This window comes from Streptomyces sp. NPDC052023 (assembly GCF_044548465.1).
GTDB lineage: Bacteria > Actinomycetota > Actinomycetes > Streptomycetales > Streptomycetaceae > Streptomyces.
Genome location: NZ_JBIUBW010000024.1, coordinates 76,316 through 97,657, shown reverse-complemented (window position 1 = coordinate 97,657; position 21,342 = coordinate 76,316). Strand labels below are relative to the sequence as shown.

The following is a 21,342-nucleotide window of genomic DNA, read 5'->3' as shown; positions in this document are numbered from 1 at the left end:
CCGCTTCCCGCCGGCTCCCCCCTTCCCCAGGGTGCCGTCCATCAGGCGCGCCTCCTGACGGTCCGGCGGGTCACGTGCCGGGCGTCCAGACCGGACAGTCCGCGCACGGCGACGTAGGCCTTCTCGCGTCCGGGCAGCGAGACCCGGCCGCGCAGTACCGCCTCGGGTTCGCGTTCGATGCGGTCGAGGAGCCGGCGGTAGATACCGGCCATGGCGGCGACGCAGGCGCCGCTGCGCCGGTCGAGCATGGGCAGCAGCTGGTAGCCCTCGGCGAAAAGGGCGCGGGCCCGACGCACTTCGAAGTGCACGAGGCCCGCGAAGTCGGAGCCCTCCGGCGGGTTCGGCCCGCCGAACCCGGCCGAGCAGCCGAACTTGGCCAGGTCGTCGGCGGGCAGATAGACCCGCCCGCCCTCGGCGTCCTCACGGACGTCCCGCAGGATGTTGGTGAGCTGGAGTGCGAGCCCGAGCGTGTCGGCGTACTCAGGCGCGCGCTCGGCGCCGCGCGCCCCCGGTTCCGTGCCGAACACGCCGAGCGAGAGCCGGCCGATGGCACCGGCCACACAGCGGCAGTAGACCTTCAGGTCGTCCCAGGTCTCGTAGATCTCGCCGCGGACGTCCATCAGGACGCCGTCGATGAGCTCGTCGAGGCCGTCGAGCGGGATCGGGAAGTGCCGGGCGGCGTGGGCCAGGGCGACCCCGACCGGGTCGGTGTCGTCCTCGCCGACGGCGTCCTCGCGGATCCGGGCGAGCAGCGACCGGGTCTCCTGGAGCCGGTCGAACTTCACGTCGTCGGTGAGATCGCCGTCACCGATGTCGTCGACCCGCCGGGAGAAGGCGTACAGCGCCGACATCGCGCGGCGCTTGGGCGTCGGCAGCAGCCGGATGCCGTAGGCGAAGTTACGTGCCTGCTGTGCGGTGACGGCCTCGCAGTAGCTGTAGGCGGCGAGTACCGGTGCGGGCACGAGTGGCGCAGACTCCACGGTCCGGATCACCCCTCTCCTCGCAGGGTCACGCCCACCTCACGCAGCAACCGGAGCTTGCCGGGCTTGGGCGGGCCGGGAAGTACGTCGTACTGGGCGGCGGCGATCGCCTTGACGGCCGCCCTTCCCCCCGCCACGAACCCCGCGAGCAACAGCTTCAGCCTGCCGTGCACGCTACCCACGAGAGGGGCGCCTTCATTCAGGAGCTCGCGGGCGCGTTGCGCTTCGTAGGCGACCAGTGCGCGCACCGATGCGCCGGTGGTCGACGCGGCGAGATCCGCCTCCTGGACGTGAAAGCGTTTCATGTCCTCGACGGGCAGATAGATGCGGTCGCGGCCGAGGTCCTCGGCCACGTCCTGGAGGTGCTCGACGATCTGCAGGGCCGTGCAGATCGCGTCCGAGCGGCGGATGCGCTCGGGGGTGGAGGTGCCGGTGACGGCGAGGACGAGCCGGCCCACGGGGTTCGCGGACAGTTCGCAGTAGGCGAGCAGGTCGTCGTAGGTCTCGTACCGCTTGACGAGCTGGTCCTGGCGGTTGGCGGCGATCAGACCGAGAAACGGCTCGGGGGTGAGGCCGCAGCGGCGGACGGTCGGCCGGAGCCGGCGCAGCAAGGGGTGGCGGGGCGCCGAGTCGAAGACCCGGCGCAGGTCGGCCTCGAAGGCGTCCAGCAGGGCCATGCGGTCGCCGGCCCGCTCGGGCGGGACGCCGAGCAGCCGGGCGTCGGCGCCACCGGGGGCGAGATCGCCGTCGCCGATGTCGTCGACGAGGCGGGCGAAGCCGTAGACGGCCATCAGGTCGGTGCGCCAGGCGCCGGGCAGGAAGAAGGGGGCCACGGGGAAGTTCTCGGCCGCGGCCTTGTCGAGCGTCGCGCGCTCTGTGCCGTCCGTGCGCGTCGTGGCGGTTCCGGTCACCGTTCGCTGCCTACGGCGGGGACGGCGCATGCCTCGCGGAGCTGGGGAGTTTCCGTAGCCATTGCCGTCACATCTCCCGTTCTACACTGCCGACCCAATTCACACTATTTCGGACACGCCGCCATGCGTTCCGGCGACTGCCCCCTTGGAGGGTGTCGCGCATTATGGCCCTACTTGCCGCGTTTCGGCACCGGTACAGCTTACGTTGTACAACGCGGCCCCGGCCGTGGGGGTGTCCGGCGCATCACAAGAACACACCGATTGGCTTCAAGATTCCTACGGCTGACCGGAGTTGACACTTCCTTCACAGCCGCCACAGGGGCCCTTCGCCGACGACGCGGGGCCCCGCCGGAACGGTTCCGGCAGGGCCCTGAACGGCTGTCTACTTACCCGTGAACTTCTCGTACTCCTTGAGGACCTCTGCGGTGGGTCCGTCCATGCGCAGCTCGCCGCGCTCCAGCCACAGCACACGGTCGCAGGTGTCACGGATCGACTTGTTGTTGTGGCTGACCAGGAACACCGTGCCGGCCTGCTTGCGCAGCTCCCTGATGCGCTCCTCGGAACGCTTCTGGAACTTGCGGTCACCGGTGGCCAGTGCCTCGTCGATCATGAGGACGTCGTGGTCCTTGGCGGCCGCGATGGAGAAGCGCAGGCGGGCGGCCATGCCGGAGGAGTACGTCCGCATGGGGAGCGTGATGAAGTCGCCCTTCTCGTTGATGCCGGAGAAGTCGACGATCTCCTGATAGCGCTCCTTGATCTGCTCACGGGTCATGCCCATGGCGAGCCCGCCCAGTATGACGTTGCGCTCGCCGGTCAGGTCGTTCATCAGGGCCGCGTTCACACCGAGCAGCGAGGGCTGCCCGTCGGTGTAGACCTTGCCGCTCTCGGCGGGCAGCAGCCCGGCGATGGCGCGCAGCAGGGTCGACTTGCCGGAGCCGTTGGAGCCGATCAGGCCGATGGCCTCGCCCCGGTAGGCGACGAAGGAGACACCGCGCACGGCGTGCACCTTGCGCACCCCGCGGTCCTCCCGGCGCTTGAGGATGCGGCTGAGGGCCGCGGTGGCGCTGCCCTTGCCGGTCTTGGCACCGTTGACGCGGTAGACGATGTGCAGCTCGTCCGCGACGACGGTGGGGATGCGGTCCTCGGTCGTATGGTCAGCCACGGCCGTACCTCTCCTCCGCCTTCCAGAAGTACACGAAGCCGCCCAGCGCGAACAGCAACGCCCAGCCGCCGGCGATCGCCCAGACATGGTCGGGGAGGTTCTCGGAGCCGTAGCCGTCGATCAGCGCGAAGCGCATCAGGTCCATGTAGATCGCGGCCGGGTTCCACTGGAGGACGTTGGCGATCCAGGACGGCTTGTCGGCCAGCATGATCGGGATGGAGTACATGACGCCGGAGGCGTACATCCACGTCCGCATCACGAAGGGCATCAGCTGCGCCAGGTCAGGGGTCTTCGAACCGGCCCGGGCCATGATCAGCGCGAGGCCGGTGTTGAAGCAGAACTGCAGCGCCAGCGCCGGCACGATCAGCACCCAGGACAGGTCCGGGTAGCTGCCGAAGGCACAGGTCACGGCGAACAGCACGATCATCGAGAAGAGCAGCTGCTGGAGCTGCTGGAGCGCGAAGGAGACCGGCAGCGAGGCGCGCGGGAAGTGCAGGGCGCGCACCAGGCCGAGGTTGCCGGAGATCGCGCGGACGCCCGCCATGACCGAGCTCTGCGTGAAGGTGAACACGAACACGCCCGTGACCAGGAACGGGATGTACACCTCACGCGGCATTCCGCGGTCGGCCTCGAGGATCACACCGAAGACGAAGAAGTACACGGCCGCGTTCAGCAGCGGCGTGACGACCTGCCAGAGCTGGCCGAGCTTGGCCTGGCTGTACTGGGCGGTCAGCTTCGCCCGCGAGAACGCGAGGATGAAGTGACGGCGGTCCCAGAGCTGGCGGACGTACTCGACGAGGGAGGGGCGGGCGCCGCTCACGGTCAGCCCGTACTTCGCGGCGAGCTCCGCCGCGGGCAGTCCCTCGTCGGGTGACACGGGCGCGGTCACCGCGACTGTGCCGTCGTGTGTGGTCTCACTCACTAGTCGAAACTTTCGTCTTCGAGATGCGCAGCCCCAGCGGGCTGGGCAGCGGCCGGGAGCCGAGCGTTACGCCCCGAATGCTCTCAGGGACGAGCTTGTCAGATGACAGGAGGTCGGCCCAGTCGAGTCAGCCGCCACACCGTACGCCACTTCATGGGCCGGCGGGGGCCGCAGGGGGACCTCCAGCCTTCCCGGAAGCCGCCGAACCAGGCCCGCAGGGCCGGCCGCGAGGGGCGGCGCAGCAGCGTGAGGGCGAGCCAGATGCCCAGGTAGACCGGGACCAGGGCGGCCGGAAGGTTGCGGCGGGCGAGCCAGACGCGGTTGCGGGCCACCATGCGGTGGTAGACCGCGTGCCGCGAGGGCGCGGTCGTCGGGTGGTAGAGCACCATGTCCGACCGGTAGTCGATCAGCCAGCCCGCATCCAGCGCGCGCCAGGCGAGGTCGGTCTCCTCGTGCGCGTAGAAGAAGTCGTCCGGCAGACCGCCGACCTCGGCGAACACCCGGGTGCGGACCGCGTTGGCGCCGCCGAGGAAGGTGGTGACACGCGAGGAGCGCAAGGGGTCGGAGGCGCGCAGCCGGGGGACGTGGCGGCGCTGGGTCACCCCGGTGTCGGGGTCGGCGATACGGAAGCTGACGATGCCGAGCCTGGGGTCGGCGTCGAAGGCCTGGCGGCACAGCTCGGCGGTGTCCTCGCGGGCCAGCAGGCCGTCGTCGTCGAGGAACAGCAGTATGTCGACGTCACGGCCGCTGGGGCCGAAGGCCTCGATGCCGACGTTCCGGCCGCCCGGGATGCCGAGGTTCTCCGGCAGCTCGACGGTGCGCACGCCCGGCGGTACCTCGGGAACGGGAGAGCCGTTGCCGACGACGACCACGTCTATCGGGTCGCCGTCCTGCTTGGCGACCGACTCCAGCAGCGCGCGCAGCTCCTCGGGCCGGTTGCCCATCGTGATGATGACGGCCCCGACCCGCATCCCGGGGCTCACCGGAGCCTGCTCGAGACGAGGATGGACACCAGGTGCAGCAGCGTCTGGAGCAGCGCGATCCCGGCGAGCACGGCGACGCCGAGCCGGGTGAAGAACAGGTCGCCGCGGCTCGCGTCCAGGACCGCGAGCACCAGGATCAGCAGCGACGCCTCGATGCCGAGGATCAGCCGGTGGAACTTGAGCGCGGCGGCGGCCCGCCGGGCCAGCGCCATGCCGGAGGAACGCGGCTCGGACGCGGCCTCCTTGACCGGCGGCAGCCCGCCCTGGTGCCGGGCGACCCCGACGAGGTCGGTCTCGGCCTTGATCAGGATGGCGCCGACGGCGGCCAGGGTGCCGAGGAAGGCCCACAGCCAGTCGACACGGCCGCCGCCCCACAGGTCCGCGGCTCGCAGGCCGAGGCCGACGAGCACGGCCGCGTCGGTGAGGTAGGCGCCGACCCGGTCCAGGTAGACGCCGCCCAGCGAGAACTGCTGCTTCCAGCGGGCGATCTCGCCGTCGACGCAGTCCAGCAGCAGGTAGAGCTGGACCATCACCACGCCGAGGACGGCACCCCAGACGCCCGGCACCAGCAGGGCCGGGGCCGCGAGCACGCCGAAGACGGTCATCAGGTACGTCAGCTGGTTGGGCGTGACCCGGGTGTTCACCAGGTAGCGGTCGACCCGCAGCGACACCTCACGCATGTAGAGGCGTCCCGCCCAGTGCTCACCGCTGCGCCGGTCCTTCACCCCGGCGGGGTGGACGACGGGGCGGAGTTCAGCTACCGATGGCCTTGACATAGTCGGCGTAGGTGTCCTTGATCTGGTGGGTTTGCAGGTCGAGGTGTTCGAGGATCGTGTAGCGGCCGGGCCTGGTCCGCGGGGCGTACTCCACGACCCGGACGAACTCGTCGGGGGTGAAGCCGATCTCCTCCGGCAGCACCGGCAGTCCGTGCCGGCGCAGCACCTCGGCCATGAACGCCGACTCCTCGTGCGCGCCGCGCAGATACATCGCGAAGGCCGCGCCCAGTCCGCACTGCTCGCCGTGCGCGGCCGCCCGCTTGGGGAACAGCAGGTCGAAGGCGTGGTTGATCTCGTGGCAGGCACCGGAGGACGGGCGGGAGTCGCCGGAGACCGACATGGCGATACCGCTGAGGACCAGTGCCTCGGCCAGCACCTGGAGGAAGTCGTTGTCGCCGATGCCGCCCGGGTGCCGCAGCACCGCCTCGCCGGCCTGGCGGGCCATCGCGGCGGCCAGGCCGTCGATCTTCTCGCCCTTGACGCGGTGGGCCAGCTCCCAGTCGGCGATCGCGGAGATGTTGGAGACCGCGTCGCCGATGCCCGCCCGGACGAAGCGGACCGGGGCCTCTCGGATCACGTCCAGGTCGATGACGACGGCGATCGGGTTGGGCACGCCGTAGGAGCCGCGCCCGGCGTCGTTGTCGAGGGTCGCGACCGGGGAGCACAGCCCGTCGTGCGCGAGGTTCGTCGGCACGGCGACCAGCGGGAGGCCGACGCGGGCCGCGGCGAACTTGGCGCAGTCGATGATCTTGCCGCCGCCGAGCCCGACAAGCGCGTCGAAATGGCCGGCCTTGATGTCACTGGCCAGCCGGACCGCGTCGTCGAGGGTGCCGCCGTCCACCTCGTACCACGTGGCGCCGGGCAGCTGCGGGGCGACGCGGTCGCGCAGCCGGGCGCCGGAGCCGCCGCTGACGGCGACGGCGAGCCGGCCCGAGTGCGATATGCGCTCGTCGGCGAGGACCGCGGCCAGGTCGTCGAGGGCACCCGGGCGGATGTCCACGACGACCGGCGACGGGATGAGCCGGGTCAGTACTGGCACGCGATCTCCCGTCCCCGTGCCAGGTCGTCATGGTTGTCGATCTCGACCCACGGCACGTCACCGATGGGAGCCACGTCGATCTTGAAGCCCCGGTTGACGAGCTCCTGGTAGCCGTGCTCGTAGAACTGCTGGGGGTCGCTCTCCCAGACGGTCCGCAGGGCGTCCGCCAGCTCGGGGGCGGCGTCGCCCTCGATGAGCGTGACGCCGATGTACTCGCCGGTGGCCTCCGCCGGGTCCATCAGCTTGGTGATCTTCCGGACGCCCCGCTCGGGGTCGGCGACGACCTTCATCTCCTCGTCGGCCAGCGACTTCACGGTGTCCAGGGCGAGGATGATGCGCCGGCCCTCGCCGCGCGCGGCGAGCAGCGTCCGCTCCACGGAAACCGGGTGCACGGTGTCGCCGTTGGCGAGGATGACGCCGTCCTTGAGCGCGTCACGCCCGCACCACAGGGAGTAGGCGTTGTTCCACTCCTCGGCCTTGTCGTTGTCGACCAGCGTGAGTTTCAGGCCGTACGTCCGCTCCAGCTCGGCCTTGCGGGCGTACACGGCCTCCTTGCGGTAGCCGACGATGATCGCGGCCTCGCTCAGGCCGATCTCGGCGAAGTTGGCGAGGGTGAGGTCGAGAACCGTGGGACCGTCCTCGTCGCCCGCGGGCCCCACCGGCACCAGCGCCTTGGGCAGGGTGTCGGTGTAGGGGCGCAGACGCCGGCCGGCGCCGGCCGCCAGCACGAGGCCGATCATGCGGGTTCTCCTTCGTCGTGTACGGCGGGTGCGCCCTGTCGATGGGCGGACACCCAGAACCGGATGCTCTCCAGGAGCACCAGCAGGGCCACGGCCACGGCGAGGACCGTGAGCGCGACCGTGAACTGCGCGGCGGTCAGCACCACGGCGAGCAGCACGACCACCAGCGTCCGGCCCTCGTGCCCCCCGATCGCACGCATCAGCCACGGCGGGGGCGCGCCCGCGTCGCCACGGATGCGGTAGACCGTGTCGTAGTGATGGTAGGCGACAGCCGCAACCAGCCCGAAAGCAGCGGGAAGTGCTCCGTTCACCTCCGATTCAGCTGCCAGGATCAGCACGGTTCCGTACTCGGCGGTCCGGAAGAAGGGCGGAACCAGCCAGTCCAGCGCACCTTTGAGGGGGCGTGAGACGGCCGCCCCCGACAGTGCGACGTAGGCGAGCGCGGCGACGAGGGTCGGCCAGGCAGCGCCCCAGAGTGCGGCGGACGTCACTACGACGCCCCCGCCGACGGCGGCGCACAGCGGAGCCGGGACGGGCACCTTGGGTGTGAACAGGGCCACCAGCGGCCCGCTGTCCGCCAGTTCGGCCAGCGCCCGCGCGGCACGGTCCGTCCGCTCGGCCTTGCGGGTCAGCGACCGCAGGACACGGCCCGCCGTGGTGTAGGCCGCGGCGAAGGCGCAGCCGGCAAGCAGCGCGTAGAAGGTGATGCGCGGGGTCGTGACGGCCGTGAGGACCGCGATGAGCGCCCAGCGTTCGCCGATCGGCAGGACGATCATCCGGCGCAGCCACACCGTCCAGCCGACACTGTCCAGTTTGTCCGAAAGTGCGGCGGTAGGGCTGGTGTTGGCGGTGGCGTCGTGATTCGCCTCGTTGAAGGAGAAGTCGACGATGTGCCGGCAGGTCTGCAGGACCATCGCGCCCAGGGCGAGGGCCCACACGTCGTCGCCGCCCCGGGCCGCGCCGAGGGCGAGGCCCGCGTAATAGGCGTACTCCTTGGCGCGGTCGAAGGTGGCGTCCAGCCAGGCGCCGAGCGTGGAGTACTGCAGGGAGTAGCGGGCCAGCTGGCCGTCGGTGCAGTCCAGCACGAAGGACGCGATGAGCAGCACACCGGCCGCGACGAAGCCGGCGCGGGTGCCGGTGGCCGCGCATCCCGCCGCTGCCAAGGCGGTGAGCAGGGAGGCGGTGGTGACCTGATTGGGGGTCAGTCCGCGCCGGGCGCACCAGCGGGCGATGTAGCGGGAGTAAGGGCTGATGAAGTGGGTGGTGAAGAAGCCGTCGCGCGACTTGACCGCCGACTTCAGGCGTACGGCCTCGTCATCGACGGCGGCGACGGCCTGCCGTGCCTCGTTGCGGGCCTGCGGGTCGGCGGGGACGGCGGCGACGAGGCTGCCCAGCTCGGGCCGGTGCACGTCGGTGTCCAGCGTGCCGGTGATCCGGTCGGCGAGGCTGTCCACCAGCAGCGCGCCCTGGGCGGAGTTCTCGCGGGCCAGCGCGCGCGTCAGGGCCTGGCGGCCGGCGGACTGGGCCGTCACGGCTCCGGGTATCGCAGCGAGCGGGAAGCGCGGGTCGGTGAGGCCGAGGCGCAGCGCGTGCAGATGGCCGACGAAACGCGCGTCCACGACGGCGACCCGCTCCTCGCCCGGGACCTGGGCGAGGAGGGTCTCGGTGTCGGCGGGGTCGGTGGCGGTGCGCACCTCGAAGCCGAGTGACCGCAGATCGCCCTCGATCGACGATCCGGGGACCGGCTGACCGGTGAGGATGGCGGTCGGCAACCGAACTCACTCCCTGGTGGCCGGCGTCTTCCGCGCCGGTCGCGTGCATGGTGGGGCGCCCTGTGGGGCAGGCGGAGCTGCACCGGCGGGCGGCATGTCGGCAGAGGCTATCGGATGATAGGAAGCTCGTGTTCACCGCCCGTTCACGGTCCGGTCGACACGATCTGGCCGGCACCTCCGCGGCGATCATCATCGGGGATGGCAGGGGCGGCGTACAAAATCGGACGTCCGGAAACGGGCAATCAAGACGTACGGGACGCATGGCCGGACCGAGTCGGGCGGCGGCCGGGATTAGGGTGGGCCACCATGACATGGCTGATCACCGGCGGTGCCGGATACATCGGGGCGCATGTGGCGCGGGTCATGGTGGAGGCCGGGGAGCGCGTCGTGGCGCTGGACGACCTCTCGGCCGGGGTGCCCGCGCGGCTCCCGGCGGACATGCCCCTCGTGCGGGGCTCGGCGGGGGACGCCGAGCTGCTGAAACGGGTGTTCGCCGAGCACCAGGTGACCGGTGTGGTGCATCTCGCGGCGCGCAAGCAGGTCGGCGAGTCCGTCGAGCAGCCCACGCGCTACTACGAGGAGAACGTCGGCGGCCTCGCGACCCTGCTGGACGCGGTCGCCGGTGCCGGCATCGGACGCTTCCTCTTCTCCTCCTCCGCGGCCGTCTACGGCAACCCCGATGTGGGACTCATCACGGAGGACACGCCGTGCGCCCCGATGAGCCCGTACGGCGAGACCAAACTCGCCGGTGAGTGGCTGGTGCGCGCGGCGGGCCGGGCGCACGGCATCGCCACGGCGTGTCTGCGCTACTTCAACGTGGCCGGCGCCGCCGCGCCGGCGCTGGCCGACACCGGTGTGTTCAACGTGGTGCCGATGGTCTTCGACCGGCTGACCCGCGGCGAGGCCCCACGGATCTTCGGCGACGACTACCCGACGCCGGACGGCACCTGCGTGCGGGACTACATCCACGTGGCAGACCTCGCCGACGCGCACCTCGCGGCGGCCCGGCGGCTGTCGGCCCCCGGGGAGCCGGGCGACCTGACCGTGAACATCGGCCGCGGCGAGGGCGTCTCGGTGCGGGAGCTGGTCACCCTGATCTCGGAGGTGACCGGCGACACCCGCCCCGCGATCGTCGCGGCGCGCCGGCCGGGGGACGCCCCGCGCGCCGTCGCCTCCGCCGCCCGGGCGGCCCAGGAGCTCGGCTGGCACGCCCGGCGCGACGTACGCGAGATGGTCGAATCGGCGTGGCAGGGGTGGCTGCTGCACCAGCGCCGCTGAGCGCCTGCGCGATCACCGCGGTGCCCTGACCTGCCCGTCGTTTGTGCAGGTCAGGGCACATGACAACGGTGTTCAGTGCCGCGTTGCCGGATACCCCCCGCCCGTAGTTCACTGGGGTCCGTACCCGATCAGCAGGAGGCGGCTCTTCATGGGGGCTGGGCACGATCACGGACATGCGCACGGGGCGCCGGTCACGGGCACGGCCGCCGCGGCGTACCGCGGGCGGCTGCGGGTGGCGCTGGGCATCACGCTCACCGTCATGGTCGTCGAGATCGTCGGCGGCGTGCTCGCGGACTCCCTCGCGCTGATCGCGGACGCCGCGCACATGGCGACCGACGCGCTCGGCCTCGGCATGGCACTGATGGCGATCCACTTCGCCAACCTCCCGGCCAGCGCGAACCGCACCTTCGGTTTCGCCCGCGCCGAGATCCTCGCCGCGCTCGCCAACTGTCTGCTGCTGCTCGGGGTCGGCAGCTATGTGCTCTACGAGGCCATCCAGCGGTTCATCACGCCGGCGGCCACGGAGGGCGGGCTGACCGTGGTGTTCGGCCTGATCGGTCTGGTCGCGAACATGATCTCGCTCACGCTGCTCATGCGCGGTCAGAAGGAGAGCCTCAACGTGCGCGGCGCCTTCCTGGAGGTGGCCGCCGACGCCCTGGGCTCGCTCGCGGTACTGATCTCGGCGGTGGTGATCCTCACCACCGGCTGGCAGGCCGCCGACCCGATCGCGTCGCTGGTGATCGGCCTGATGATCGTGCCGCGCACGCTGAAGCTGCTGCGCGAGACGCTCGACGTGCTGCTGGAGTCGGCCCCCAAGGGCGTGGACATGGCAGAAGTGCGTGCCCACATAGTGGCGCTCGACGGAGTCGAGGACGTGCACGATCTGCACGCCTGGACGATCACCTCGGGCATGCCGGTGCTGTCCGCGCACGTCGTCGTCCGCTCCGACGTCCTGAGCGCGCTAGGGCACGAGAAGATGCTCCACGAACTCCAGGGCTGTCTCGGCGACCACTTCGACGTGGAGCACTGCACGTTCCAGCTCGAACCGAGCGGCCACGCGGAACACGAGGCGGGACTGTGCCACTGAGCGCCCGGAGCGCGCCGGCCGCCGCGCGCCCCCACGCTTTTCCGCACAGCCCGTGACGGACGGTTCCTTCTCCGTGTGCCGGGCACGATCACCTTCCGGGGCCCTCTTCCGGTGCCGACGCGCCGGGAAGTGCCGGGAGTGCCGGATTCGTACGGCAGACTGGGGCGCGAGGAACGAGGCGAAGGATGGGTATGCCGATCACACCTGCCACCGCGACGGACAGCTCGTCGAACGGCACCGCGGAAGCGATCCTGCTGGAACTGGTCGACGAGAACGGCCTGACGATCGGTACCGCGGAGAAGCTCGCCGCCCACCAGCCACCGGGCCGGCTGCACCGGGCGTTCTCGGTGTTCCTGTTCGACGAGTACGGCCGGATGCTGCTCCAGCAGCGTGCGCTGGGCAAGTACCACTCCCCCGGCGTCTGGTCCAACACCTGCTGCGGCCATCCCTACCCCGGTGAGGCCCCCTTCGCGGCGGCGGCCCGGCGGACGTACGAGGAGCTCGGCGTCTCCCCGTCCCTGCTCGCCGAGGCGGGCACCGTGCGCTACAACCACCCGGACCCCGCTTCGGGCCTGGTGGAGCAGGAGTACAACCACCTCTTCGTCGGACTGGTGCAGGCACCGTTGCGGCCGGATGCGCAGGAGGTGCACGCCACGGCGTTCGTCACCCCGGCCGAGCTGGCCGAGCGGCACGCCAAGGACACCTTCTCCGCCTGGTTCATGACGGTGCTGGACGCGGCCCGTCCCGCGATCAGGGAGCTGACCGGTCCGTCCGAGGGCTGGTGAGTATCAGAGCAGCCGGGCGGGGTCGAGCGGCAGGGCGGCCCAGATCACCTTGCCGCCGCTCGCGGTGTGCTCGACGTCGCACACCCCACCCGTCTCGCGGGTGATCTCCCGCACCAGCAGCAGGCCACGGCCGCCGGTCCGGCCGTGGTCGGTCTCCAGGGCGGTCGGGCGGTAGGGGTGGTTGTCCTCCACGGACACGCGCACCCACTCGGCGCCGACGGCGACCTCCACGGCGAGCATCGGGGACAGCACCGCCGCGTGCCGTACGGCGTTCGTGACCAGCTCGGAGACGATCAGCAGCAGTCCGTGGACGACGTCGTCCGCGACCGGCACCCGCTGACGCCGCAGCAGGTCCCGGACGGCGTGCCGGGCCTGCGGGACCGAGGCGTCGACTGCGGGAGCGGTGAACCGCCATACGCCCTCGTAGGGCAGTGGATCGCGCGTCCTCGGCTCGACGGGAGCGTCTGTGCCGCCTTCGGGGCGTGGGGCGGGCCCGCGCCCGTGGTCGTCCATGGTCCGGTCGCCACCCTTGTGCTCGGTTGTCACCACACGTCGAGTGTTGGTACCGCACCGGTCCCCGCCGGAGCACTGAACAGAAGTCAGCGATTATCGAACGCTTCTGACCGCCTTCGTATGACCCCGCCAGGTGTGGGACTGGATCCTGTCCCACCGGTGCCGACTTTCCGAACTATTCGGCTTGTACGCGTTTCGTGGCGTCCCCTCGGGTGCCCTCACCGCCTCCGCCGGCCTCCTCCACCATGCCGACGATCCGGCGCCCGCCGAAGCCGGTGGCGATCAGGCCCAGGCCGTCGAAGAGCAGGGCAAGCGAGAAGAAGGTGCCGATGACGTACTGGCTGCTGCTCGGCCAGGAGGCCAGCACCAGGACCCCCAGCAACAGGTCGAAGGCACCCAAAAGCAGCGTCCAGCCGAACTGCGGGCCGCGCACCACCAGGCCGCCGACCAGCCGGAAGAGCCCGGCGGCGAGGAAGAGCAGCGCGGCGAACATCGCCAGGGCGTCGGCGGCCGCGTCGGGGCTCTTCAGCACCACGACACCCGCCGCGATGTTCAGGGCGGCGACGATCGCCGCGAGCCAGAAGAAGTTGCTGCCGCGACCCTCGATGGCGTGCAGCAGACCGACCACACCGCCGATCAGCAGCAGCCAGCCGAACAGCAGCATGGACGTCAGGGTGGCCACGCCGGCGTAGACGAGCCCGACCAGACCGGCGATCACCAGCAGCACGCCCAGAGCGACCAGCCGGCCGAAGCCGCGCCGGAGTTTCGCCTTCTCGTCCTTCGCGCCTGCGGCCATCGCGACCGCCTCCTCTCCGGGGCCTCTCGTCGATCGTACGGAGCCGGCGTACGGCTAGCATCCGCCATATGGAGCCCCATCTGCAGCACAAGGTCGCCGACTCGGTCGCCACCGTGGTCATCGCCCATCCGGCCAAGCGGAACGCCATGACGGCCGCGATGTGGCGGGCGCTGCCCGAGCTGCTGGACGCCCTGGCGGACGACCCCGGGGTACGGGCCCTGGTGCTGACGGGTGAGGGCAGCACGTTCTGCGCGGGCGCCGACATCTCCACGCTGCGGAACTCGCCCACCGAGGCACAGGGGCTGGCCGTCCTGGCCGAGGAGGCGCTCGCGGCGTTTCCGAAGCCCACGCTGGCGGCCGTCCGCGGGCACTGCGTGGGCGGCGGGGCGCAGCTCGCGGCGGCGTGCGACCTGCGGTTCGCGGAGGAGGGCGCGCTGTTCGGGGTGACACCGGCGAAGCTGGGGATCGTCTACCCGGCCTCCGCGACGCGGCGGCTGGTGTCGCTGGTCGGTCCGGCCACCACCAAGTACCTGCTGTACTCGGGCGAGTTGATCGGCGCCGATCGCGCGCTGCGCAGCGGGCTCGTCGACGAGGTGCTGCCCGAGGGTGAACTCGGCAAGAGGGTCGCCGAGTTCACCCGGATCCTGGCCTCCCGCTCGCAGCTGACACAGGCCGCGGCGAAGGAGTTCGCCGACGGACGCGTCGACCGGGACGCCCACTGGGCGGAGCTGGCGCGCGGCAACGCCGACACCACGGAGGGCGTCGCCGCGTTCCTGGAGCGCCGGCAGCCGCACTTCACCTGGACCCCGTCAGGCTGACGCGGCCTGCGCCCGGAACATCTCGACGAGGTGGGCGGGCGCCTTCAGCGGGGAGCCGGCGTCGTAGGGCGGCTGGGGGTCGTACTCCGTCATCAGCTGGACGGCCTGGGCGTGTTCGTCGCCGGCGATCCTGCCGAGCAGCGTGAGCCCCATGTCGATGCCCGAGGAGACACCTGCGGCGGTGACGTACTTGCCGTCGAGGACGACCCGCTCGGCCGTGGGCTCCACGCCGAAGGGCCTCAGTTCCTCCAGGGTCAGCCAGTGGGAGGTCGCCCGGCGGCCCCGGAGGAGTCCCGCGGCGGCCAGGATCAGGGAGCCCGTGCACACGGACGTCGTCCAGGCGGTACCCGTGTCGGCGGTGCGCAGCCAGTCCAGCAGGGCGTCGTTCGCCATCTGCGGGGCCTGGTCGGGGCCTCCGGGGACCACCACGATGTCGGGACTCGGCACCTCGGCCAGGGTCCGGTCGGCGGTCAGGGCGAGGTTGCCGGTGTCGGTGCGGACGGGGCCGGTGCGTTCGGCCACGAAGACCGTCTCCGTGTCCGGGAGCCGGCCGAGGGTCTCATAGGGGCCCACGGCGTCCAGGGCGGTGAACCCGTCGTAGAGGACGATGGCGATCTGCATCGATGGTCCCTTCCTTCATGGGGTGGGCAGGGTGGGTGGCGCGCCTTCGACTCGTGGTCGAGGGGTCGGTGATGGACGGAAGCGGCGGCGGTACTCCGCCGGGCCGGTGCCGAGTGCCTTCAGGAAGGCGCGGCGCATGGCCTCGGGCGTGCCGTAGCCGCCGGCGCGGGAGATCTCCTCGATGCCGTCGCCCGTGTCCTCCAGCAGGCGGCGGGCGTGTTCGAGCCGGACCCGGTCGACGTAGCGGCCCGGGGTCATGCCGGTCTCGGCGCGGAAGGCGCGGGCGAAGTGGCGCGGGGAGAGCCGCGCGCGGGCGGCGAGCGCCTGCACGGTCAGGTCGTCGGCGGGGTGCTCGGTGATCCACCGCTGGACCTCGCGCAACGGCTGGCGGGAAGCGGTCTGCGCGGCGAGCTGCGCGCTGAACTGGGCCTGGTTCCCGGGGCGGCGCAGGAAGACCACGAGATGGCGGGCGATGGTGAGGGCGGCCTCCCGGCCGAGGTCCTCCTCGACCAGGGCCAGCGCGAGGTCGATGCCGGCCGTGACGCCGGCGGAGGTGGCGACATGCCCGTCCCGCACGTAGATCGGGTCGGGGTCGACCTCGACGGCCGGATGGTCCCGGGCGAGCTTGTCGCAGAACAGCCAGTGGGTCGTCGCGCGGCGGCCGTCCAGCAGGCCCGCCGCGGCGAGCAGGAGCGCCCCGGTGCACACCGACACCAGGCGGGGCGCGGCCGGCCCGTGCGCGCGCAGCCAGTCGGTCAGGCGCGGCTGCGGCGCGCGGGTGCCCTCGCCGCCGGGGACGACCAGGGTGTGCGGCTCGGGTGCGCCGCCGAGAGACCCGTCCGGTACGAGGGTCAGCCCGCTGGAGGTGCGGACCGGGGCGCCGTCAAGGGAGGCGGTACGGATGCGGTACGTCCCCGGCGTGTGGTGCTCGGCGCCCGCGAAGACCTCCACGGGGCCGGTGACGTCGAGGCTCTGCACGCCGTCGAAGAGGACGAACAGAACGGTTCGTTGCTCCATAAAGGCGATTCTTCGCCTGTCCGGGGTGCGGCCGCAATGACGGGCTCCCCACCTTTCCTGCCATCACGTTGATCGGCATGGGTGGCGGAGGACGAGGTACTCGGCGGGCGAAGGACAAGTACCACCAACGAAAGGGGAACGACGTGTTCCGTGCCATCGCGGATGTTCTGCGCCAGATCGGCGGTGCCGTCGCCACGGTCGTGACGCTGCCGTTCCGGGCCGTCGCCCGCCTCCTCGGCGGAGCTTCCGGGTCCGGTCGGCGTGGTGCGCGCCGGGTCTGACAACCGCCGCCCCGCCACTTCCCGCCCTGGTCCCCTCTTGTCGGTGCCACCTGCCACAATTGCCGCGCAACCCGAAGTGGAGAAGGCGGTACGGGATCGTGACGACACCCCTCGTAGGGTCCATCGAAGGCAGGATCGCCGAGGAGCTCGGCGTACGGGAGCGGCAGGTCAAGGCTGCCGTGGAGCTGCTCGACGGCGGTTCGACGGTGCCCTTCATCGCCCGCTACCGCAAGGAAGCGACCGAGATGCTCGACGACGCGCAGCTGCGCACGATCGAGGAGCGGCTGCGCTATCTGCGGGAGCTCGAGGAGCGGCGCTCGGCGATCCTCGAGTCGGTGCGCGAGCAGGGCAAGCTCACCGACGAGCTGGAGGCGCAGATCCGGGGCGCGGAGACCAAGGCGCGCCTGGAGGACATCTACCTGCCGTTCAAGCCCAAGCGGCGTACGAAGGCGCAGATCGCCCGTGAGGCCGGTCTGGAGCCGCTGGCCGAGGGGCTCCTCGGCGATCCGTCCGTCGAGCCCCTCGCGGCCGCGGCCGCGTTCGTGGACGCCGACAAGGGCGTGGCCGATCCGCAGGCCGCCCTGGACGGCGCCCGGGCGATCCTCACCGAGCGGTTCTCGGAGGACGCCGACCTGATCGGCGAGCTGCGTGAGCGCATGTGGGTGCGGGGGCGGCTGGCCGCGAAAGTGCGGGAAGGCAAGGAGGAGGCGGGCGCCAAGTTCGCGGACTACTTCGACTTCGCCGAGCCGTTCACGGAGCTGCCCTCGCACCGGATCCTCGCGATGCTGCGCGGCGAGAAGGAGGAGGTCCTCGACCTCGTCCTGGAACCGGAGGAGCCGGTCGAGGGGCCCTCGTCGTACGAGGGGATCATCGCCGGCAGGTTCGGGATCGCGGACCGCGGGCGCCCCGGCGACAAGTGGCTGACGGACACCGTCCGCTGGGCCTGGCGGACCCGGGTCCTGGTCCACCTCGGCATCGACCTCCGGCTCCGGCTGCGCACGGCGGCCGAGGACGAGGCGGTCGGCGTGTTCGCGGCGAACCTGCGGGACCTGCTGCTCGCCGCCCCGGCGGGCACGCGCGCCACGCTGGGCCTCGACCCCGGATTCCGTACGGGTGTGAAGGTCGCCGTCGTCGACGCCACCGGCAAGGTGGTCGCCACCGACGTCATCTACCCGCACGTCCCGGCCAACAAGTGGGACGAGGCGATCGCGAAGCTGGCCCGGCTCGCCAAGGAGCACGCCGTCGAACTGGTCGCGATCGGCAATGGCACGGCGTCCCGCGAGACCGACAAGCTCGCCGGTGAACTGATCGGCAAGCACCCGGAACTGAAGCTGACCAAGGTGATGGTGTCCGAGGCGGGCGCGTCCGTGTACTCGGCCTCCGCCTTCGCCTCGCAGGAACTGCCCGACATGGACGTGTCGCTGCGCGGCGCGGTGTCGATCGCGCGCCGGCTCCAGGACCCGCTGGCCGAACTGGTGAAGATCGACCCGAAGTCGATCGGGGTCGGCCAGTACCAGCACGACCTGTCCGAGGTGAAGCTGTCGCGCTCGCTGGACGCGGTGGTCGAGGACTGTGTGAACGGCGTCGGTGTCGACGTCAACACCGCGTCCGCGCCGCTGCTCTCGCGGGTGTCGGGCATCTCCTCCGGGCTCGCGGAGAACATCGTGGCCCACCGGGACGCCAACGGACCGTTCACGTCCCGCTCCGAGCTGAAGAAGGTGGCGCGGCTCGGCCCGAAGGCGTACGAGCAGTGCGCGGGCTTCCTGCGTATCCGGGGCGGGGCCGACCCGCTGGACGCGTCCAGCGTGCACCCCGAGGCGTACCCCGTGGTGCGGCAGATGGTGAAGACCACCGGCCAGGAGGTGGCCGCGCTGATCGGCAACACGGGTGTGCTGCGGTCGCTGAAGCCGCAGGACTTCGTGGACGAGACGTTCGGTCTGCCGACGGTCGGCGACATCCTCAAGGAGCTGGAGAAGCCGGGGCGTGACCCGCGCCCGGCGTTCAGGACGGCCACGTTCAAGGAAGGCGTCGAGAAGCTCGGCGACCTTCAGCCGGGCATGGTCCTGGAGGGTGTGGTCACCAATGTGGCCGCGTTCGGGGCGTTCGTCGACGTCGGCGTCCACCAGGACGGTCTGGTGCATGTGTCCGCGATGTCGAAGACGTTCGTCAAGGACCCGCGGGATGTCGTCAAGCCGGGCGACATCGTGAAGGTGAAGGTCCTCGACATCGACATTCCGCGCAAGCGGATCTCCCTGACGCTGCGCCTCGACGACGAGGCCGCGCCCCAGGAGCGGGGTTCCGGCGAGCGCCGCCCGCAGCGGGGCGGGCGGCCGCCGCAGCAGCGGCAGGGCGGGCGCGGCGGCGGTGGCGGTGGCGGTGGCCAGGGCGGCGGTGCCCGCCAGGCACCGGCTCCGGCGAACAGCGCGATGGCCGACGCCCTGCGCCGCGCGGGCCTGCTCGACCCGAAGAGGGGCGGCCGGGGCTGAGGTTGTGCCCCACGGTGTGGCCCGGACGTTTCGCGGATGCGAGGTCCGGGCCTCTGCCGTGGTGCGGGTCGGGCGGGCGCCGCGCAGTGGCCCGGGTCGTGGCCGGGCGTGGGCCGGCACCTTGCCCGTAGGGTGGCGGCATGACCACTTCGCGTGCGGTGACCTGGGACGTCATGGCGAGCCACGGGTACGAGACGGCCTGGGTCGTGTTCGACGGGCAGACGCTGCGGGCGCGGGGGCGGGCGGTGGGGACGGACCCGGAGCCGTACTGGGTGTCGTACGAACTCGACACCGGGGACGGGTACGTGACCCGGCAGCTGCGGGTGACCACCGAGACTCCCGAGGTGACACGGACGCTCGAGCTGCGGCACGACGGGCGGGGCGGATGGACCGCCGACGGCGAGCCGCTGCCGGAGGTGCACGGGGCGCTCGACTGCGACCTCGGCCTGTGTCCCCTGACCAACACCATGCCGGTGCTCCGGCACGGCCTGCACCGGGCCGCCGGTGAGAGGGAGTTCCTGATGGCCTGGGTGTCGGTGCCCGACCTGGCCGTACGGCCCTCGGTGCAGACCTATACGCACCTCGGCGGCGCGGACGGCGGTGGGCGGGTGCGCTACGCGTCGGGTGACTTCCGCAGCGATCTCGACCTCGACGCGGACGGCCTTGTCGTCGACTATCCCGAGCTGGCGACGCGGCTCACGCCTCGTTAGCGCTCGGTCACCTTGCCGTCCGCGATCTCCAGCCGTCGGGTGACGTGGACCGCGTCGAGCATGCGGCGGTCGTGCGTGACCAGCAGCAGGGTGCCGGTGTAGGCGTCGAGGGCCGACTCCAGCTGCTCGATGGCGGGCAGGTCGAGGTGGTTGGTCGGCTCGTCGAGGACCAGCAGGTTGACGCCCCGGCCCTGGAGGAGGGCGAGGGCGGCGCGGGTGCGCTCGCCGGGCGAGAGGGTGGCCGCCGGGCGCAGCACATGGTCCGGCTTCAGGCCGAACTTGGCCAGGAGCGTACGCACTTCGACCGGTTCGGTTTCGGGAACCGCACGGTGGAACGCGTCCAGCAGGGTCTCCGGGCCGTGGAACAGCTTGCGGGCCTGGTCGACCTCGCCGACCAGCACGCCGGAGCCCAGCGCGGCGTGCCCGGCGTCGAGGGCCACCCGCCCGAGCAGCGCCCCGAGAAGCGTCGACTTGCCCGCTCCGTTCGCGCCGGTGACCGCGACCCGGTCCGCCCAGTCGATCTGGAGGGACACCGGGCCGAGCGTGAAGCCGCCCCGGCGGACCTCGGCGTCGCGCAGGGTCGCCACGACAGCGCCGGAGCGCGGTGCCGAGGCGATCTCCATGCGCAGCTCCCACTCCTTGCGGGGCTCCTCGACCACGTCCAGCCGTTCGATCATGCGCTGGGTCTGCCGGGCCTTCGCGGCCTGTTTCTCGCTGGCCTCGCTGCGGAACTTGCGGCCGATCTTGTCGTTGTCGTTGCCCGCCTTGCGCCGGGCGTTCTTCACGCCCTTGTCCATCCAGGACCGCTGCATCTGCGCCCGGTCCTGCAGGGCCGCCTTCTTGTCGGCGTACTCCTCGAACTCCTCGCGCGCGTGCCGGCGGGCCACGTCGCGCTCCTCCAGGTAGGCCGCGTAGCCGCCGCCGTACAGGTTGATCTGCTGCTGGGCGAGGTCGAGTTCGAGGACCTTGGTGACCGTGCGGGTGAGGAACTCGCGGTCGTGGCTGACGACGACCGTGCCGGCACGCAGGCCTCCGACGAAGCGTTCGAGGCGCTCCAGGCCGTCGAGGTCGAGGTCGTTGGTGGGCTCGTCGAGAAGGAAGACGTCGTAGCGGGAGAGCAGCAGCGAGGCGAGGCCGGCGCGGGCGGCCTGCCCGCCGGACAGGGAGGTCATGGGCTGGTCGAGGCCGACGGCGAGGCCGAGCGAGTCGGCGACCTCCTCGGCGCGTTCGTCGAGGTCGGCGCCGCCGAGGCCGAGCCAGCGCTCCAGAGCGGTCGCGTAGGCGTCGTCCGCGCCGGGCGCCCCGTCGACCAGCGCCTGGGTGGCGGCGTCCATGGCGCGCTGGGCCTCGGCGACGCCGGTGCGGCGGGCCAGGAACTCCCGTACCGTCTCGCCCGGCCGCCGCTCCGGTTCCTGCGGCAGGTGCCCGACGGTGGCGGTGGGCGGGGACAGGCGCAGCTGACCCTGCTCCGGCGCGTCGAGCCCGGCGAGCATCCGCAGCAGAGTGGACTTCCCGGCGCCGTTGGCACCGACCAGCCCGATCACGTCGCCGGGCGCGACGACCAGGTCGAGCCCGGTGAAGAGCGCGCGGTCGCCATGGCCGGCGGCGAGGTTCTTGGCGACGAGGGTGGCAGTCATCAGACCGCCGATTCTAGGGCCTGACGGC

Annotated in this window: 21 protein-coding genes; 7 read left to right on the top strand and 14 right to left on the bottom strand. The window is 71.6% G+C overall.

Going from position 1 to position 21,342, the window contains the following annotated elements; genetic code table 11:
- Positions 1-41: 41 nt before the first annotated feature.
- From hpnD to ACIHCM_RS32970, 9 genes are all read right to left on the bottom strand, one after another.
- Positions 42-992, bottom strand: a complete 951-nt coding sequence (gene hpnD, locus ACIHCM_RS33010) for a presqualene diphosphate synthase HpnD (RefSeq protein WP_399904158.1) — start codon at positions 990-992, stop codon at positions 42-44.
- Entirely contained in the window at positions 989-1,891 is a 903-nt protein-coding gene (gene hpnC, locus ACIHCM_RS33005; RefSeq protein ID WP_399904155.1) for a squalene synthase HpnC, read from the bottom strand. Before hpnC ends, hpnD begins: the two co-directional genes overlap by 4 nt.
- A gap of 382 nt (positions 1,892-2,273) precedes the next feature.
- Entirely contained in the window at positions 2,274-3,053 is a 780-nt protein-coding gene (locus tag ACIHCM_RS33000; RefSeq protein WP_393113318.1) for an ABC transporter ATP-binding protein, read from the bottom strand.
- Entirely contained in the window at positions 3,046-3,975 is a 930-nt protein-coding gene (locus ACIHCM_RS32995; RefSeq protein ID WP_399904151.1) for an ABC transporter permease, read from the bottom strand. The genes ACIHCM_RS33000 and ACIHCM_RS32995 overlap by 8 nt, the downstream gene beginning before the upstream one ends.
- Before the next feature lie 98 nt (positions 3,976-4,073).
- Entirely contained in the window at positions 4,074-4,946 is an 873-nt protein-coding gene (locus ACIHCM_RS32990) for a glycosyltransferase family 2 protein (RefSeq protein WP_399904196.1), read from the bottom strand.
- A gap of 8 nt (positions 4,947-4,954) precedes the next feature.
- On the bottom strand, positions 4,955-5,734 hold the full coding sequence (locus ACIHCM_RS32985; RefSeq protein ID WP_399904148.1) for a CDP-alcohol phosphatidyltransferase family protein: 780 nt from the start codon (positions 5,732-5,734) through the stop codon (positions 4,955-4,957).
- Entirely contained in the window at positions 5,712-6,773 is a 1,062-nt protein-coding gene (locus ACIHCM_RS32980; RefSeq protein WP_399904145.1) for an iron-containing alcohol dehydrogenase family protein, read from the bottom strand. Before ACIHCM_RS32980 ends, ACIHCM_RS32985 begins: the two co-directional genes overlap by 23 nt.
- Positions 6,761-7,513, bottom strand: coding sequence for a sugar phosphate nucleotidyltransferase (locus ACIHCM_RS32975; protein WP_399904142.1), 753 nt, complete (start codon positions 7,511-7,513; stop codon positions 6,761-6,763). The genes ACIHCM_RS32980 and ACIHCM_RS32975 overlap by 13 nt, the downstream gene beginning before the upstream one ends.
- A complete protein-coding gene (locus tag ACIHCM_RS32970) occupies positions 7,510-9,285 on the bottom strand; it encodes a DUF5941 domain-containing protein (RefSeq protein WP_399904138.1) in 1,776 nt (591 codons plus the stop codon). The genes ACIHCM_RS32975 and ACIHCM_RS32970 overlap by 4 nt, the downstream gene beginning before the upstream one ends.
- A gap of 306 nt (positions 9,286-9,591) precedes the next feature.
- Between ACIHCM_RS32970 and galE the strand changes: the two genes are divergently transcribed.
- The 3 genes from galE to idi all read left to right on the top strand — a co-directional run bounded on the left by galE (position 9,592) and on the right by idi (position 12,435).
- Positions 9,592-10,563 (top strand): UDP-glucose 4-epimerase GalE, encoded by a 972-nt coding sequence (gene galE / locus ACIHCM_RS32965; RefSeq protein WP_399904135.1) that lies wholly within the window; start codon positions 9,592-9,594, stop codon positions 10,561-10,563.
- Positions 10,564-10,711: 148 nt separating this feature from the next.
- A complete protein-coding gene (locus ACIHCM_RS32960; protein ID WP_399904132.1) occupies positions 10,712-11,650 on the top strand; it encodes a cation diffusion facilitator family transporter in 939 nt (312 codons plus the stop codon).
- A gap of 191 nt (positions 11,651-11,841) precedes the next feature.
- Positions 11,842-12,435 (top strand): isopentenyl-diphosphate Delta-isomerase, encoded by a 594-nt coding sequence (gene idi, locus ACIHCM_RS32955; protein ID WP_399904129.1) that lies wholly within the window; start codon positions 11,842-11,844, stop codon positions 12,433-12,435.
- Positions 12,436-12,438: 3 nt separating this feature from the next.
- On the opposite strand, the gene ACIHCM_RS32950 is transcribed toward idi, so the two are convergent.
- Positions 12,439-12,948, bottom strand: a complete 510-nt coding sequence (locus ACIHCM_RS32950) for an ATP-binding protein (protein WP_399904193.1) — start codon at positions 12,946-12,948, stop codon at positions 12,439-12,441.
- A gap of 175 nt (positions 12,949-13,123) precedes the next feature.
- A complete protein-coding gene (locus tag ACIHCM_RS32945; RefSeq protein WP_399904125.1) occupies positions 13,124-13,744 on the bottom strand; it encodes an HdeD family acid-resistance protein in 621 nt (206 codons plus the stop codon).
- A 68-nt stretch (positions 13,745-13,812) separates the two neighbouring features.
- Between ACIHCM_RS32945 and ACIHCM_RS32940 the strand changes: the two genes are divergently transcribed.
- The gene (locus tag ACIHCM_RS32940) at positions 13,813-14,562 is read left to right on the top strand and encodes an enoyl-CoA hydratase/isomerase family protein (RefSeq protein WP_399904122.1); all 750 of its coding nucleotides are present in this window, start codon (positions 13,813-13,815) and stop codon (positions 14,560-14,562) included.
- Here the strand turns inward: ACIHCM_RS32940 and ACIHCM_RS32935 are convergent.
- A complete protein-coding gene (locus tag ACIHCM_RS32935; RefSeq protein ID WP_399904119.1) occupies positions 14,554-15,183 on the bottom strand; it encodes a DJ-1/PfpI family protein in 630 nt (209 codons plus the stop codon). The genes ACIHCM_RS32940 and ACIHCM_RS32935 overlap by 9 nt on opposite strands.
- A 15-nt stretch (positions 15,184-15,198) precedes the next feature.
- The gene (locus ACIHCM_RS32930; protein WP_399904116.1) at positions 15,199-16,200 is read right to left on the bottom strand and encodes a GlxA family transcriptional regulator; all 1,002 of its coding nucleotides are present in this window, start codon (positions 16,198-16,200) and stop codon (positions 15,199-15,201) included.
- Between the two features lie 143 nt (positions 16,201-16,343).
- Here ACIHCM_RS32930 and ACIHCM_RS32925 point away from each other — a divergent pair, with 143 nt between their 5' ends.
- The 3 genes from ACIHCM_RS32925 (at position 16,344) to ACIHCM_RS32915 (ending at position 19,677) form a co-directional block, all read left to right on the top strand.
- Entirely contained in the window at positions 16,344-16,481 is a 138-nt protein-coding gene (locus ACIHCM_RS32925; protein WP_218512358.1) for an LPFR motif small protein, read from the top strand.
- Between the two features lie 98 nt (positions 16,482-16,579).
- A complete protein-coding gene (locus tag ACIHCM_RS32920) occupies positions 16,580-18,967 on the top strand; it encodes a Tex family protein (protein ID WP_399904113.1) in 2,388 nt (795 codons plus the stop codon).
- Between the two features lie 140 nt (positions 18,968-19,107).
- On the top strand, positions 19,108-19,677 hold the full coding sequence (locus ACIHCM_RS32915; RefSeq protein ID WP_399904110.1) for a putative glycolipid-binding domain-containing protein: 570 nt from the start codon (positions 19,108-19,110) through the stop codon (positions 19,675-19,677).
- Here ACIHCM_RS32915 and ACIHCM_RS32910 read toward each other — a convergent pair.
- Positions 19,674-21,314 (bottom strand): ABC-F family ATP-binding cassette domain-containing protein, encoded by a 1,641-nt coding sequence (locus ACIHCM_RS32910; RefSeq protein WP_399904107.1) that lies wholly within the window; start codon positions 21,312-21,314, stop codon positions 19,674-19,676. The two genes, ACIHCM_RS32915 and ACIHCM_RS32910, sit on opposite strands and share 4 nt — an antisense overlap.
- Between the last annotated feature and the right edge of the window lie 28 nt (positions 21,315-21,342).

Coding starts and splice junctions, on each gene's coding strand:
- ACIHCM_RS32990 (WP_399904196.1), bottom strand. CDS start 4,946: ATGCGGGTCGGGGCCGTCATCATCACGATGGGCAACCGGCCCGAGGAG.
- ACIHCM_RS32985 (WP_399904148.1), bottom strand. CDS start 5,734: ATGTCAAGGCCATCGGTAGCTGAACTCCGCCCCGTCGTCCACCCCGCC.
- ACIHCM_RS32975 (WP_399904142.1), bottom strand. CDS start 7,513: ATGATCGGCCTCGTGCTGGCGGCCGGCGCCGGCCGGCGTCTGCGCCCC.
- galE (WP_399904135.1), top strand. CDS start 9,592: ATGACATGGCTGATCACCGGCGGTGCCGGATACATCGGGGCGCATGTG.
- ACIHCM_RS32960 (WP_399904132.1), top strand. CDS start 10,712: ATGGGGGCTGGGCACGATCACGGACATGCGCACGGGGCGCCGGTCACG.
- idi (WP_399904129.1), top strand. CDS start 11,842: ATGCCGATCACACCTGCCACCGCGACGGACAGCTCGTCGAACGGCACC.
- ACIHCM_RS32950 (WP_399904193.1), bottom strand. CDS start 12,948: ATGGACGACCACGGGCGCGGGCCCGCCCCACGCCCCGAAGGCGGCACA.
- ACIHCM_RS32945 (WP_399904125.1), bottom strand. CDS start 13,744: ATGGCCGCAGGCGCGAAGGACGAGAAGGCGAAACTCCGGCGCGGCTTC.
- ACIHCM_RS32940 (WP_399904122.1), top strand. CDS start 13,813: ATGGAGCCCCATCTGCAGCACAAGGTCGCCGACTCGGTCGCCACCGTG.
- ACIHCM_RS32935 (WP_399904119.1), bottom strand. CDS start 15,183: ATGCAGATCGCCATCGTCCTCTACGACGGGTTCACCGCCCTGGACGCC.
- ACIHCM_RS32930 (WP_399904116.1), bottom strand. CDS start 16,200: ATGGAGCAACGAACCGTTCTGTTCGTCCTCTTCGACGGCGTGCAGAGC.
- ACIHCM_RS32915 (WP_399904110.1), top strand. CDS start 19,108: ATGACCACTTCGCGTGCGGTGACCTGGGACGTCATGGCGAGCCACGGG.
- ACIHCM_RS32910 (WP_399904107.1), bottom strand. CDS start 21,314: ATGACTGCCACCCTCGTCGCCAAGAACCTCGCCGCCGGCCATGGCGAC.